Annotated in this window: 11 protein-coding genes; 7 read left to right on the forward strand and 4 right to left on the reverse strand. The window is 73.0% G+C overall.

The genetic code is table 11. The features are described from left to right. The first annotated feature begins 102 nt into the window (after positions 1 to 102). A complete protein-coding gene (locus OHT01_RS10500; protein ID WP_328552874.1) occupies positions 103 to 1,026 on the forward strand; it encodes a helix-turn-helix domain-containing protein in 924 nt (307 codons plus the stop codon). Positions 1,027 to 1,046: 20 nt separating this feature from the next. Here OHT01_RS10500 and OHT01_RS10505 read toward each other — a convergent pair whose 3' ends face one another. After that, positions 1,047 to 1,865: an SAM-dependent methyltransferase gene (locus tag OHT01_RS10505; protein WP_328552875.1), complete on the reverse strand. Its 819-nt coding sequence runs from the start codon at positions 1,863 to 1,865 to the stop codon at positions 1,047 to 1,049. Between the two features lie 436 nt (positions 1,866 to 2,301). Here OHT01_RS10505 and OHT01_RS10510 point away from each other — a divergent pair, with 436 nt between their 5' ends. The 3 genes from OHT01_RS10510 (at position 2,302) to OHT01_RS10520 (ending at position 7,237) form a co-directional block, all read left to right on the forward strand. Then, positions 2,302 to 4,083, forward strand: coding sequence for a multinuclear nonheme iron-dependent oxidase (locus tag OHT01_RS10510; protein WP_328552876.1), 1,782 nt, complete (start codon positions 2,302 to 2,304; stop codon positions 4,081 to 4,083). 431 nt (positions 4,084 to 4,514) lie between these two features. Continuing rightward, on the forward strand, positions 4,515 to 5,315 hold the full coding sequence (locus OHT01_RS10515) for a TIGR04222 domain-containing membrane protein (protein WP_328552877.1): 801 nt from the start codon (positions 4,515 to 4,517) through the stop codon (positions 5,313 to 5,315). A gap of 182 nt (positions 5,316 to 5,497) precedes the next feature. After that, positions 5,498 to 7,237 (forward strand): alpha/beta hydrolase, encoded by a 1,740-nt coding sequence (locus tag OHT01_RS10520; protein ID WP_328552878.1) that lies wholly within the window; start codon positions 5,498 to 5,500, stop codon positions 7,235 to 7,237. A gap of 67 nt (positions 7,238 to 7,304) precedes the next feature. On the opposite strand, the gene hemQ is transcribed toward OHT01_RS10520, so the two are convergent. After that, positions 7,305 to 8,036, reverse strand: coding sequence for a hydrogen peroxide-dependent heme synthase (gene hemQ / locus OHT01_RS10525; protein WP_328552879.1), 732 nt, complete (start codon positions 8,034 to 8,036; stop codon positions 7,305 to 7,307). 4 nt (positions 8,037 to 8,040) lie between these two features. Then, the gene (gene hemG / locus OHT01_RS10530; protein ID WP_328552880.1) at positions 8,041 to 9,531 is read right to left on the reverse strand and encodes a protoporphyrinogen oxidase; all 1,491 of its coding nucleotides are present in this window, start codon (positions 9,529 to 9,531) and stop codon (positions 8,041 to 8,043) included. 320 nt (positions 9,532 to 9,851) lie between these two features. Between hemG and OHT01_RS10535 the strand changes: the two genes are divergently transcribed. Together OHT01_RS10535 and OHT01_RS10540 are read left to right on the forward strand one after the other, a co-directional pair. Then, the gene (locus OHT01_RS10535; protein WP_328552881.1) at positions 9,852 to 10,835 is read left to right on the forward strand and encodes a DUF4349 domain-containing protein; all 984 of its coding nucleotides are present in this window, start codon (positions 9,852 to 9,854) and stop codon (positions 10,833 to 10,835) included. Between the two features lie 27 nt (positions 10,836 to 10,862). Beyond that, entirely contained in the window at positions 10,863 to 12,302 is a 1,440-nt protein-coding gene (locus OHT01_RS10540; protein WP_328552882.1) for an FAD-dependent oxidoreductase, read from the forward strand. A gap of 111 nt (positions 12,303 to 12,413) precedes the next feature. Here OHT01_RS10540 and OHT01_RS10545 read toward each other — a convergent pair whose 3' ends face one another. Then, positions 12,414 to 12,746: a hypothetical protein gene (locus tag OHT01_RS10545; protein ID WP_328552883.1), complete on the reverse strand. Its 333-nt coding sequence runs from the start codon at positions 12,744 to 12,746 to the stop codon at positions 12,414 to 12,416. A gap of 189 nt (positions 12,747 to 12,935) precedes the next feature. On the opposite strand from OHT01_RS10545, the gene OHT01_RS10550 reads away from it, so the two are divergent. Continuing rightward, positions 12,936 to 13,754 carry a rhomboid family intramembrane serine protease gene (locus tag OHT01_RS10550; RefSeq protein ID WP_328558078.1) on the forward strand — a complete coding sequence of 273 codons (819 nt, stop codon included), beginning with the start codon at positions 12,936 to 12,938 and terminating at the stop codon, positions 13,752 to 13,754. The last annotated feature ends 69 nt before the right edge of the window (positions 13,755 to 13,823 follow it).

The following is a 13,823-nucleotide window of genomic DNA, read 5'->3' on the forward strand; positions in this document are numbered from 1 at the left end:
TTGAAACGGAAGGATAGTTGCCCACTTCTGTCTCTCCATGCGGCGAAGACCGGCGCAGTGCGATAATTTTGGCTGTCTTCTGCCGGTCGACTGGGAGTCAGGATGTCCGTCGAGTCACCCCGCACCTCCCGTCTCGAACCGTATCTGAGCCGGGAGGAGCCCGCCCCCACTCTGCTGAAGATGCTGGTCGGGGTTCAGCTGGCCGGCGCCCGCGAGGACGCGGGCCTCTCCCAGGAACAGGCGGCGCGATCCCTGGGGTTCAGCGGGGCGAAGCTGTCGCGCATAGAGGCGGGCAAGGGCCGCCGGCCTCCCACGGAGGGCGACGTCCGCGCGCTGCTCGACCTGTACGGGACCGACGGCTACGAGGCGTCGGTGCTGCTCAGACTTCTGAAGCGGGCCGGAGAGCCGGGATGGTGGCAGCGCTACGACAAGCGGTTGATGCCCGAGTGGTTCGACCGGCTGGTCGGGCTCCAGGAGGCGGCCACCACCATCCGTACCTTCGAGATCCAGTACGTTCCAGGGCTGTTGCAGACTCCCGACTACACCCGGGCCGTGGTGGAACGCGGTCTGCCGACGGCTCCGGCCGGTGAGGTGCAGCGCCGGGTGGAACTGCGGATGCGGCGACGGGAGTTGCTGGACCGGACGGACGCCCCTCAACTGTGGGCCGTCGTCGACGAGTCCGTACTGCTTCGGGTGCTGGGCAGCCGCGAGGTGATGCGCGCCCAGCTGGAGCATCTCATCGAGATGGCTCAGCGTCCCCATGTGATCGTGCAGATCGTGCCGTTGGACGTCACGAACGCCTCGGCACCGGCCATCCCCGTCACGTATCTGCGCTTCGGCGGCGTCGAACTGCCCGACATCGTCTACCTGGAGCACATCAGGAGCGCCAACTTCCTGGAGGACCGCGACGAGACGGAGGAGTACCGGGTGGTACTCGACCGGCTCGCCGACGAGGCCCTCAGCCCGCGCGCGTCCCTGGCGCTGCTGCGCGAGACCGTGGATCAGCGCTACAGCGCCTCGCACTGACGGAGCGGCGTCGAGCCGCTCTACCGGATGCGGCCGACTCCGCCGAACTCGATCCACTCCTGCGTGAGTTGGCGCGGTACGACGTCGGTGTCCGGGCGCCAGGTGGACACCTCGACCAGTCCGGGTTCGAGGACGTCCATTCCGTCGAAGAACTCCGCCACGTCCTTCTCCTGGCGCACCCGGCCCCAATGGCCCTGCGTCGCGGTGTCCATGAAGTCGGTGACGAACTTGCGGACCTCGGGGTCCTCGCTGACAAGCTGGCACATCACCATGAAGCTGCCGGGCGCGAGCCGTTCGGCGACACGGCTGATCACGGCGAGGGGACCGTCGGTGTCGCTGTCCGGGATGCAGTGGAACACCGAGTTGAAGAGCACGGCCACCGGCTGCGAGAGGTCGATCAGCCTCTTGGTGTCGGGATGGTCGAAGATGGCCTCGGTCTCGCGCAGGTCCGCGTGTATGACGGCGGTGCGGTCGTTCTGGTCCAGCAGGGCCCGGCCGTGCACCAGCACCATCGGGTCGACGTCGACGTAGACCACCCGGGAGGTCTCGTCGATCGCCTGGGCGACCTGGTGCACGTTGTTCTGGGTGGGCAGACCGGATCCGTGGTCGAGGAACTGCCTGATTCCGTATCCGTCCGTCAGCGTCCTGACCACCCGCTGCAGGAAGCGCCGGTTGTTCAGCGCCAGCGCGCGCGTGCTGGGGACGACCTTGTCCAGTTCTTCGCAGGCCGCCCGGTCGGCGGCGTAGTTGTCCTTGCCGCCCAGGTAGTGGTCGTACATGCGCGCGGCCGTGGGCACCGTGGCATCGATCGACGTGGACAGTTGCTCGCCAGGCTGCATCGTTCCCCCAGATCCGTGTCGCGCCGACCCGACTGGCCCGACCGACAATACATATTAGGGAAACGGAAGTTGGCGTTACCAGTCCCCGAACGAAGGACCCCGCCACCGGACCGCCCGTCTCCTTCGCAGAGGTGGCGCGAAATGACCGGTCGACAGCGACAGCGCCGGCCGCGACCGCGACGCCGAACATCCGCTGGGCCGCTGTCCGCCTCGGTCTCGGCCCCGGCGGGGCGGACACCGCCCGGCCGGAGCCCTCCGGAACCGGACAACGTGCTCCGGCTGCCGGCGGCGAACCTCAAATGTTGCTCTGAACGTCCGCCCCGGTGGGTTCGGCCCGCTCTCCCGGGGCCATGACTCCGTCACGCCGGAACACGGGCCGTCGCGGGGGGCGCGACACGCAAGCGGGCCCGGTCGCGGCCGTGACGGAGGAGGGGACATGCGGCAGCCGATGCGGCTGGGTACGGGAATCGGGTGGCGGCCGGAGATCGCCGACGCCGTGGAGCGCATGCCCGGCATCGACTGGGTCGAGGCCGTGGCGGAGAACGTGTGCCCCGGTCATGTCCCCGAATCGCTGCTGCGGCTGCGTGAGCGGGGTGTCACCGTGGTGCCGCACGGGGTCTCCCTGGGCCTCGGCGGTGCCGACCGGCCCGACGAGTCGCGGCTCGTGGCGCTCGCCGAACGCGCCGAGGCGCTGGGGTCTCCGCTCGTCACGGAACACATCGCGTTCGTCCGGGCGGGGGGCCCGCTCACCGCGTCACCCCTGCTGGAGGCCGGGCACCTGCTGCCGGTTCCGCGTACCCGGGACGCGCTGGACGTGCTGTGCGCGAACATCCGGGCGGCGCAGGCCGCGCTGCCCGTTCCGCTCGCGGTGGAGAACATCGCCGCGATCGTCTCCTGGCCCGGCGAGGAGATGACCGAGGGACAGTTCCTCTACGACCTGGTCGACCGCACCGGCGTCCGGCTGCTCGTCGACGTGGCCAACCTCCACACGAACCGGGTCAACCGCGGTGAGGACCCGGCCGAGGCGCTCGACGAACTGCCAGTCGAGGCCATCGCCTACGTCCACGTCGCCGGCGGCTTCGAACGGGACGGCGTCTGGCACGACAGCCACGCCCATCCCGTTCCCCGGCCCGTGCTCGACATCCTCGCCGACCTCGCGTCCCGGGTGACCCTGCCGGGCGTCCTCCTCGAACGGGACGAGAACTTCCCCGAACCGGCCGAACTGGAACGGGAGCTGACCGCGATCCGGGAGACGGTGCGGTGGGCGGGAGCCCCGGCCGGGGCTCCCGCCCACGGAACAGCCGAGCGGAGCGGCGACACCGCCGCACCGGCGGACCGCACCTCCGCGCGGCCCAACAGCGCCGCCGCACAGGCCGACGGCACCGCCCGGCACGCGGAAGCCCCTTCCCCGTGTACGGCGGACGGCACCGCCGGACAGACGGACGGCACATCGGCACAGGCGGGCGGTTCCTCCGTACAGGCGGGCGGCACCGCTGTACAGGCGGACGGCACACCCGCGCAGGCCGACGGCACCGCGCAGGCAAGCGACACGGCCGCACAGGCGGGCGATTCCTCCGCAGAGCCGGACGGCACCGCCGGACAGACGGACGGCACATCCGCACAGGCCGACGGCACCGCCGGACAGACGGACGGCACATCGGCACAGGCGGGCGGTTCCTCCGTACAGGCGGACGGTACTTCCACGCAGGCCGACGGCACCGCCGTACAACCAGGTGACACCTCCGTACAGGCCGACGGCGCTGCCGTGGAGACGGGCCACCCCGCCATCGAGGCGGACGACACCGGTGCCGTCCGGCTGCGGCTGGGGCTGGCGCAGGCCGCCCTCTTGTCCGCGCTCGTCGCGGGAACCCCCGTACCCGAGGGCTTCGACCGTGTCCGGATCGGGGTGCAGGCGCGCGCCCTCGCCGCCAAGCGGGCGGACGTCGTGGCCAAGGTCGCTCCGGAGCTGCCGGAGATCCTGGCGGACGGCTACCGGCCGGCGTTCCTCGCGTACGCGCAGAGGCGTCCGATGACCGGCGGGTACCGGCGCGACGCCCTGGACTTCGCCGAACACCTTCTGCTCGCGGGGCTCCCGGAAGGCGCGCGGACCCGGCGGCTGCGCGCCTGGTGGCTGGAGCGATCAGGGCCGGTCCCGCTCTCGGGGCGTCCCGTGGCCCGGCTGGCCCGCGCCACCCGCAGGGCACTGCTGGGCCGTTGAACCCACCGGCCGGGCGGACACCGCGCGATGACCGCGGTCGCACGCCGACCCGCAGGCGCGGCCGCGTGGGCGTGCGGCGCCGAGGGCGCGGCGACCGCGCGCCCGCCGCCGCTCACCAACTCCCCCGCCCTGCGCGGTGCGACGAGGTCCGGCCCAGCCCGGGTCCCCGTCGCCGGCGGTCCCGGTGACCCCGCCCCGGGCCGCTCGCTCCCGCCGCCCGCCTCACGCCCCGACCGACGGCGACTCTCTGACGACGCGTGTCGGCGCGCCTTCGGCCGGGCAGTGCCGAACAGCCCCGGACAGTGCCGCTGCACGCCGTACCGCTCCGCCCCGTGACGCCCGGCCAACGGAACGTCACATACCGGCAACGCTCCGTCCCACATAGTGAATAAAGCATGGCGCCCGCCGCGCCCTTGGCATAGAAAAACGCCATGTTCTGGGTCCTTCTCCTGCTCATCGCCTGGGCAGCGGCCGGTGTCTCCTGCACCCGGCTGTGCCTCGCCGCCGTCCATGCCGCGACACTCGACGCGGACCTGGCGCGCGGGCACGACCTCACGCTGTACGAGGCGGCGTTCCTGTCCGGCGGCCCGGCCCGGGTCGCCGATCTGACCCTGGTGTCGATGGCCCGTCAGCATCGGCTGCTGCTCGCACACACCGGCTGGGCGACGGTGGTGGATCCGCGCGGGCGCGACGACATGGAACGCTCGGTCATCGGCGCCATCGGCCCCGAGGGCCAGTCCCGGATAGCGCCGGTACGGGTGAGCACGGCCGACGGCGACTCGATGCGCCGTCTCGCGGACCACCTGGTGGCGGCGGGCCTCGCCGTCCCGGACGGAGCCCGCACCACCGTCGCGGGTGCCGTCCGCCAGGTCCAGGCCGCCGCTGCCGCCGTCCTCGCGCTGGCCGCCGCGGCCCTGCTGCTGCCGGGCCAGTCCCCCGGGAGCGAGGTCCCGGTGGCCGTGTGGTTCCTGCTGCCGCTGATTCTGACGGTGAGTTGTCTCGCCATCGCCCGGATCGAGGTGCACCCCTACACCCGCTGGGCGTCACCGGCCGGGCAGCGGCTGCTCGGCACCCTGGCCCGGCACTCCGACGTGTCGGGTGACGACCGTACGTACCTCACGTCCGTCGCCGTACGCGGCATCCGCGCGATCGGCGAGCCCGAGATGCGGGCCGCCCTGACGCACCGGGACCGCGACACCGGCCACGGCGCCTGGCGGCAGGGCACCCTCTAGGGCCGGTCCGGCAACTCGCGCGGGCCCGGCGGGAAACGGCGGTCGGGCTCCAGGGGGCTGAAGGGCGCCCGTGGGGGGCGCATCGGGGTCATTGACGGCGACACCGGCGGCCGGTGCTTTACTTCGCCAACTACCGCACGAACCATCCTTTTTGTCGCTGCCGTGCGCTGAAGGGATTCGCGATGAGAGCTGCCGTCCTCCACGGAACCGCAGGGTCGTTGCTGCTGACCGGCCTCGTGGCCGTCCCGGCGGGCGGCGCACCGGCGTGGCCGGGCCAGGGCGGTTCCGCCGAGGCGCGCGGCACCGCCGTCGCCGCCCAGCGCGCCGCGGCCGCGGGCATCCGCTTCGGCACCTGCGCGAAGGTCGAGCACCTGCCGTCGAACCTCCAGTGCGGCACGGTCACCGTGCCCCTCGACTACGCCCTCCCGGACGGCAAGCGGATCAGACTGACCGTCAGCCGGGTCAGGGCCACCGGCAAGGACCCGCGCAACGCGAAGCACAAGGTGCCGCGCCAGGGTGCACTCGTCTACAACCCCGGCGGCCCCGGTGCCTCCGGCATGTACTTCCCGTTGATCGGCTTCCTCCCCCCATGGAAGCGGATCGGGGCCGCGTACGACCTCGTCGGCTACGCCCCGCGCGGGGTCGACCGCTCCGCGCCGCTGTCCTGCCGGGACCCGAGGCGCCCGCCGAAGGCACCGACGCAGTCACCGGCGGTCCCCTCGGAGGCGTACAAGAAGGCGCGGATCGCGGAGGCGAAGGCGTACGCCCGCGGCTGCGCCCGGCGTTCGGGTCCCGCCCTGCGCCACTACACCTCGCTCAACAACGCCCGCGACCTGGACGTGCTGCGCGCCGCGCTCGGTGAGCGGAAGCTGACCTTCATGGGCGCCTCGTACGGGACGTACTTCGGCTCCCTGTACGCGACGCTGTTCCCCTCGCACGTACGCCGGATGGTCTTCGACTCGGCGGTGAACCCCGCGCCCGAGAAGGTCTGGTACCAGAACAACCTGGACCAGTCGGCCGCGTTCGAGGTCCGCTGGGCGGACTTCCGCGCGTGGATCGCCCGGCACGACAAGGTGTACGAGCTCGGCCGCACGCCCGAGGAGGTACGGCGCTCGTACGAGAAGGCGCGGGCGCGGCTCGCCGTCTCGCCCGCGGGCGGCAAAGTGGGGCCCGCCCAGTTGCAGGGCGCGTTCCTGCAGGCCGGCTACTACGACGACTACTGGCCGCAGCGCGCGCTGGCGCTGTCCGCCTATCTGAAGGGTGACCCCAAGCCGCTGATCCAGGTGGCGGGACCGCATCCGGAGGCGGCGGCCGAACAGGAGAACGGCAACGCGGTCTACACGGCTGTGGAGTGCAACGACGCCTCCTGGCCGACCGACTGGCGCACCTGGGACCGCGACAACACCCGTCTCGCGCGGGTCGCGCCGTTCGAGACCTGGGACAACGTCTGGATGAACCTGCCGTGCGCGTACTGGTCCGCGCCGCGGCAGAAGCCGCTCGACGTGCGGACGCTGCCCGGCGAGCTGCCCCCGACGCTGATCCTGGCCGCCGAACGGGACGCGGCGACGCCGTACGAGGGTGCCAAGGAGCTGCAGCGCCGGCTGTGGGGCTCGGTGCTGGTGACCGAGAACGGCGCCGGTACGCATGGGATCGCGGGCGGCCCCAACAAGTGCGTCAACGGCTATCTGGACGCCTACCTGCTGGAGGGCCGGCTCCCCGACCGGAGCGCGGCGTGCGCACCGCACCGGGAGCCGACGGCGCAGGCCTCGGACGACCGTGCGCGGGGCCACCGGGGAGCGAAGGGCCCGAAGACGGCCAAGTCCGCCACGTCCGCCCGGTCCACCAGGTCCGCCGGGGGCGCGGGGACGTCGAAGAGCTCCGCGCGCCCGGGAGCGGCGAGGACCGTCCGGCAGGCGTCCTGACGGAGCACCGGAGAACCTGAAGGCGGGCGTCCCCGGGAGGGGCGCCCGCCTCTTCCTGCGGGGACGGTCAGGCGAGACCCGCGACCAGTTCGGCGACGTCCTTGCGGCGGCCGGTGTAGAAGGGGACCTCTTCGCGCACGTGCATCCGGGCCTCGGAGGCGCGCAGGTGCCGCATCAGGTCGACGATGCGGTACAGCTCGTCGGCCTCGAAGGCGAGGATCCACTCGTAGTCGCCGAGCGAGAACGAGGCGACCGTGTTGGCGCGCACGTCGGGGTACCCGCGGGCCATCTTGCCGTGGTCGGCGAGCATCCGGCGGCGGTCCTCGTCGGCCAGCAGGTACCAGTCGTACGAGCGCACGAAGGGGTAGACGCTGACGTAGTCGCGGGGCGTCTCGTCGGCGAGGAACGCCGGGATGTGCGAGCGGTTGAACTCGGCGGGCCGGTGCAGCGCCATGTTCGACCAGACCGGGTCCAGGGCGCGGCCCAGCCGGGTGCGCCGGAACAGGTTGTACGCCTCCTGGAGCTGGTCGCTGGTCTCCGCGTGCCACCAGATCATGACGTCGGCGTCGGCGCGCAGCCCCGACACGTCGTAGGTGCCGCGGACGGTGACGTCCTTCGCGGCGAGTTGGTCGAACAGCTCCTGGACCTCGTCGGCGTAACCCGTGCGGTCCTCGGGCAGTACGTCCTTCAGCCGGAAGACGGACCACAGGGTGTAGCGGATGGTCTCGTTGAGGTCCTTGGCCAGCTTGCCCTTGTTCGGGACCCTGCCGGACTCGGTGGTGGGGGCGTCGTCACTCATGGGGCTATTCTCCCGCGCCGCCGTGCAGGCTCTGCACCGGGTCGGCCCGCAGCGCGTCCAGGGCGCCGGACTCACCGCCGAGCCCGTCCACCGCGGCGTACGCGGAGGCGATGCAGGCGGGGATGCCCACCCCGTCGTAGGCCGCGCCGCAGACCGCGAGGCCGGGCAGCCTGCCGACGTGCTCGCGGACGCGGGCCACGCGCGCGTGGTGGCCGACGGGGTACTGGGGCAGCCCGTCGTCCCAGCGGGTCACCCGGGTCTCGACCGGCTCGGCGTCGAGCCCGGTGGCCTCCCGCAGGTCGCGCCGGGACAACCCGACGAGGTCGGCGTCGGAGCGGCCGAGCACCTCCGTCTCGCCGTACCGCCCGACGGAGGTGCGCAGCACCAGCAGACCGGGGTCCTGCTCGGCGATCCAGCCCCACTTGCGGGAGGCGAAGGTGGACGCCTTGATGGTGTGCCCGTCGACCGGCGGGACCAGGAATCCGCTGCCCTCGGGGAGGGTGACGCCGTCGGCGCGGTAGGCGAGGGTCACCAGGGCCATCGACGCGTACTCCACGGCGGCCAGCTCGGCCGCCGCGGCCGGGGCCTCGGCCCGCAGCAGTGCGGCGGCGGCCGGGGCGGGCAGCGCGAGGACGACCGCGTCGGCGTGCAGGACCCGGTCTCCGGCGACGACGCGCCAGGCCTCACGGGTCCCCGCACCGGTACCGGGCCCGGCAGCCGCGGTCCGGCGCAGCCCGGTCACCGGAGTCCCGGTGAGGATCTCGCCCCCGCGTGCCGTCACCGACTCGGCGACGGCGAGCGGCAGTCGGCCCACTCCGCCGTCGATGCCCATGAACACCGGGCCGGTCTGCCCGGCGGCGGCGGCCTTGGCCTGGATCTCGCGGACGGCCTCGGTGAGGGAGGTGTGCACGCGGGTGGCGGCGTAGAGCTGGGGGACGGCGAGGCGGAGCGAGATGCGGTAGGCGTCGCCCGCGTACACGCCGCCGAGGAGGGGTTCGACGAGGCGGTCGACGACCTCGCGGCCGAGGCGGGCCGCCACGTACTCGCCCACGGCGATGTCCTCGCCCACCTCCGTGCGGGGCAGGTCGGCGTCGCGCTCGATGCGGAGCAGTCCCTCTTCGGAGAGGACGCCGGCGACGGCGGACGCGCTGCCGGGGACGCCCATGACATGGCCCTTGGGCATGGGGCGCAGGACCCCGCGGGTCCACAGGGAGGCCGTCGCGGTGGCGGGCGGCTGAAGGCGGTCGCCGAGCCCGGCCTCGCGGGCGAGGTCCACGGCCTCGGGGCGGCGCGCCAGCATCGACTCGGCACCGAGGTCCACGCGGGTGCCCGCGATCTCGCCGGTCAGCAGCTTGCCGCCGACCCGGTCCGAGGCCTCCAGGACGGTGACGCGTGCGCCCCGCCCCAGCAGGCGGTGGGCGGCGGCCAGCCCCGCGATCCCTCCGCCGACGACCACGACGTGTCCCGAACCCGTACGAGTGTCCTCTTCGCGCATGGCTCCACCTTCTCAAACGCCTCCGGCACCTCCGGCAAGGAGCCCGGTGTCCCGCGCGAGTCCGGACCGTGACCGCATCGAGGCCGGATCCCGCCAACGTCCGGTATCCGTCCGGCGTCGAAGGACCGTCAGTCGTCACCACCTGGGGGTAGGCCCGCATGCGCACACGCAGTCCCGGACATCCACTCCGACCCGTTTCAACCGTTTCACCCCTCTCGTCCGCCTCTTTCACCTCCCACGCATCCCACACATCGGCGGCATCAGCAGCATCGGCGGCACGGTCCTCCCGCTCCGCCCTGCCTGCCCGGGTCCTGGCGGGGATGTGTCTCGTCACCGCGCTCGCGCTGACCGGATGCGGCGCCAGCGGCACGGGTAGCGCCGCCGACAGCAAGGCGGACGCCCCTGTCGCACGCGGTGCGAACGAGGCCGGCGCGGGGAAGGCGGTCCCGGGTGCCGCGGGGAGCGACGGTTCGGGCGGCCGCAGGGCGGCCCCGACCCAGGTGACCGCGAACACCATCATCCGCACCGCCTCCCTGACCGTCGTGGTCAAGGACGTGCCCAAGGCCCTCGACGACGCCCGCGCCACGGCCGAGACCGCCGGCGGCTACATCGGCGACGAGACCACCACGCGCGACGGCGCGGGCCACGAGCGCACCCACGTCGTCCTGCGGGTGCCCACCGAACGGTACGACCAGGTGCTCGCCGATCTGGAGGGCACCGGCAAGGTCGTCGACCGGCAGGCCAAGGCGCAGGACGTCACCGATCAGGTCGTGGACGTGGAGAGCCGCGTGAAGTCTCAGCGCGCGAGCGTGGCCCGGGTCCGCGAACTGATGGACAAGGCGACCAAACTCAGCGATGTGGTCACCCTGGAAGGGGAGTTGAGCAGCCGGGAGGCCGATCTGGAGGCGCTGCTCTCCCGGCAGGCGTCGCTGAAGGACCGTACGAGCCTGGCCACGATCACGCTCTCGCTGTCCGAGACCCCGGTGAAGAAGGCGGAGAAGAAGCACGAGGACCCGGGCTTCCTGGACGCGCTCTCCGGCGGCTGGACCGTGCTGGTCACCGTGGTGCGCTGGCTGGCCCTGGCGATCGGGGCGGTGCTCCCCTTCGCTGCGGCAGTGGCCCTGATCGCCCTGGTGTGGCTGCGTCTCGTACGTCCCCGGCTGCCCCGCCGCCCGTCACCCGCCGTTGCTCCGGGCCCGTATCCGACCGTGGCTCCGGGCCCGTCCGGCGGTCCCGCCGCCGCTCCGGCGCCATCACCGGTTCCGGCCTCGCGGCCGTCGCCGGAAGGCGGCGAGGAGCACTGAAGTGCCGTGCCCCCGTAGCGTGTTCGTATGAGCCTGAGCGGTACGAGGGATACGAGCGGTACGAGCGGCAGAGGCGACGCGAGCGGCGGGGGCCGGGAACGACTGGTCGTGATCGGCGGTGACGCGGCGGGCATGTCCGCCGCGTCACAGGCCCGGCGGCTGCGGGGCCCGGACGAGCTGGAGATCGTGGCGTTCGAGCGGGGCCACTTCACGTCGTACTCGGCGTGCGGCATCCCGTACTGGGTGGGCGGCGACGTCCCCGAACGCGACCGGCTGATCGCGCGGACGCCCGAGGAGCACCGTGAGCGCGCCATCGACCTGCGGATGCGTACGGAGGTCACCCGGATCGACGTCGCGGGTACCCGGGTGCGCTCCAGGGACCTGGGTACCGGGGCCGAGACGTGGACGTCGTACGACCGGCTCGTGATCGCGACCGGCGCGCGTCCGGTCCGGCCCGACCTGCCGGGCGCCGACGCGCCGGGCGTGCACGGCGTGCAGACCCTGGACGACGGGCAGGCCCTGCTCGACACGCTGGCGTCGACCGAGGGCCGCCGTGCCGTGGTCGTGGGCGCGGGCTACATCGGCGTGGAGATGGCCGAGGCGCTCATCAACCGCGGGTACGAGGTGACCGTCGTCAACCGGGGCGAGGAACCGATGTCCACGCTCGACCCGGACATGGGCCGTCTGGTGCGCACCGCCATGGAGGGCCTCGGGATCACCATGGTCGGCGGCGCCGAGGTCACCGAGTTCCTCACCGGGGAGGACGGACGGGTCCGCGCGGTCGTCACGGACGCGGCCACGTACCCCGCGGACGTGGTGGTGCTCGGCATCGGCGTACGCCCCGAGACGGCTCTCGCGCGCGCGGCGGGGCTGCCGGTCGGTGAACACGGCGGGCTGCTCACCGATCTGGCGATGCGGGTGCGCGGGCACGACGACATCTGGGCGGGCGGCGACTGCGTCGAGGTGCTCGACCTGGTCTCGGGACGGGAGCGGCACATCGCGCTGGGCACCCACGCGAACAAGCACGGGCAGGTGATCGGCTCCAACGTGGGCGGCGGATACGCCACGTTCCCCGGTGTCGTCGGCACGGCCGTGAGCAAGGTCTGCGATCTGGAGATCGCCCGCACCGGGCTGCGCGAGAAGGACGCGCACCGGGTGGGGCTGCGGTTCGAGACCGTCACCATCGAGTCGACGAGCCGCGCGGGTTACTACCCGGACGCCGCCCTCATGACGGTGAAGATGCTCGCGGAGCGGCGCACGGGGCGGCTGCTCGGCGTGCAGATCGTCGGCCGGGAGGGCGCGGCGAAGCGGGTGGACGTCGCGGCGGTGGCGCTGACCGCCGGCATGACGGTGGAACAGATGACGGCACTGGACCTCGGCTACGCGCCCCCCTTCTCCCCGGTCTGGGACCCGGTCCTGGTGGCGGCCCGCAAAGCGGTGGCGAAGGTACGGCAGGGCGCCCGGTGACGGGCCGGGGGCGGCCCGCGCCCTTCGGGACGGCGCGGCGGCGCGCCGCCGCGCCCCGGACGGGCGGGTGCGGTGCGCGGCCGGCGGTCCGCGGGGCGGGCCGTCGGCCGGTTACGCGGACTCGTGCCCGGCTGTCCCGTTGATGCGGTCGATCGCCTGCCGGGCCTGCTCCGCCGGCGGCCGGGGCGGCAGCGAGGAGACCGAGCCGGCCGCCGTGACCGCGGGCGGGCTCTGGGCCGGCTTCGCGTGCGCCGCGGACCGCGCGGACCGCAGACGGTGGCTGACCGCCTCGTCCAGGGTCACCGGTCGCTGCATCCGGGCCGCGAGCCGTCCGGCCTCCTGGCCGAGCGCGGCGACGTCCTCCCAGGGGAGGTGCAGCACCAGGGCGATTTCCGCCTCGCCGTCGGGCAGGGCATGCATCGGAGGAGTAACTCGGTCGCTCATGGCCTGTGTCCTCACGTCTTCACGTCGTCACGTCGAACCCGCGTCGTGACGCGGGCGGTTGAGCAGACATACGGCTGCGGGGGCACAAGTGTTCAGTGGGAGACCGCACCGGCCGCCGGGCGGTCCGGGCCCCTCGCCGGGCCCGGCGGAGCGTGGATGCACCCCACGCATCGGGGGCAGTACTTCCTCGTGGTCATTCCCGTCCATGACGTGAACCCGGTGCGGCGCACGCCCTATGTGACGTACGCGCTGATCGCCGCCAATGTGCTCGTGTTCCTCTACACCCCCGGTCTCGCCGGATCGGTGGCGGGCGACAGCGCCCTGTCGCAGCTCTGTCATCTGCACGCGTTCATGGAGCACTACGCCGCGGTCCCGCAGGAACTGATCCATCATCGGATGCCCCGGCTGGTGCCGACCGGCGGGATCGGCGGCGGGCCGTACGGGTCGGGCTGCGCGGTGGGCCCGCCGGACTACGCCAAGTCGCCGCCGCTGTCGGTGCTCACGGCGATGTTCCTGCACGGGAGCTGGCTGCATCTGCTGGGCAACATGCTCTTCCTGCTGATCTTCGGCAACAACATCGAGGACCGGCTCGGACACGTGCGCTTCACGCTGTTCTACGTGGCCTGCGGCTACGCGGCGGCGTACGGGTTCGCGCTCGTGAACGAGGACTCGGGCGACCCGCTGATCGGCGCCTCGGGGGCGATCGCCGGGGTCCTGGGCGCCTATCTGGTGCTGTACCCGAGGGCCAGGGTCTGGGTCCTGGTGCCGTTCCTGGTGTTCCTGCCGCTCCGGCTGCCCGCGTGGCTCGTGCTGGGCTTCTGGTTCGTGCTCCAGGCGGCGTACTCGTCCGGCGCGGCCGTGCCCGCCGCGGGCACCGTGGCCTACGCGTCGCATGTCGTCGGCTTCCTCGCCGGCATGCTCCTGGCCTGGCCGCTGCGCCCCGGCACCCCGCCACCGCCGGAGCCGCGCCGCCTGCTGTGGGGCAGACAGGCACGGCACGGCTGGTGACGGCCGGGCGGCCCCGCGTCCGCGGGACGATCCACGGACGCGAGTGCGCCCGGTACTGCGCGCAGGGTG

The sequence above is a fragment of the Streptomyces sp. NBC_00358 genome, from assembly GCF_036099295.1.
GTDB lineage: Bacteria > Actinomycetota > Actinomycetes > Streptomycetales > Streptomycetaceae > Streptomyces.

Excerpts from the sequence above, each read along its gene's own strand:
- OHT01_RS10500 (WP_328552874.1), top strand. The coding sequence starts at position 103 with ATGTCCGTCGAGTCACCCCGCACCTCCCGTCTCGAACCGTATCTGAGC.
- OHT01_RS10505 (WP_328552875.1), bottom strand. The coding sequence starts at position 1,865 with ATGCAGCCTGGCGAGCAACTGTCCACGTCGATCGATGCCACGGTGCCC.
- OHT01_RS10510 (WP_328552876.1), top strand. The coding sequence starts at position 2,302 with ATGCGGCAGCCGATGCGGCTGGGTACGGGAATCGGGTGGCGGCCGGAG.
- OHT01_RS10515 (WP_328552877.1), top strand. The coding sequence starts at position 4,515 with ATGTTCTGGGTCCTTCTCCTGCTCATCGCCTGGGCAGCGGCCGGTGTC.
- OHT01_RS10520 (WP_328552878.1), top strand. The coding sequence starts at position 5,498 with ATGAGAGCTGCCGTCCTCCACGGAACCGCAGGGTCGTTGCTGCTGACC.
- hemQ (WP_328552879.1), bottom strand. The coding sequence starts at position 8,036 with ATGAGTGACGACGCCCCCACCACCGAGTCCGGCAGGGTCCCGAACAAG.
- hemG (WP_328552880.1), bottom strand. The coding sequence starts at position 9,531 with ATGCGCGAAGAGGACACTCGTACGGGTTCGGGACACGTCGTGGTCGTC.
- OHT01_RS10535 (WP_328552881.1), top strand. The coding sequence starts at position 9,852 with ATGTGTCTCGTCACCGCGCTCGCGCTGACCGGATGCGGCGCCAGCGGC.
- OHT01_RS10540 (WP_328552882.1), top strand. The coding sequence starts at position 10,863 with ATGAGCCTGAGCGGTACGAGGGATACGAGCGGTACGAGCGGCAGAGGC.
- OHT01_RS10545 (WP_328552883.1), bottom strand. The coding sequence starts at position 12,746 with ATGAGCGACCGAGTTACTCCTCCGATGCATGCCCTGCCCGACGGCGAG.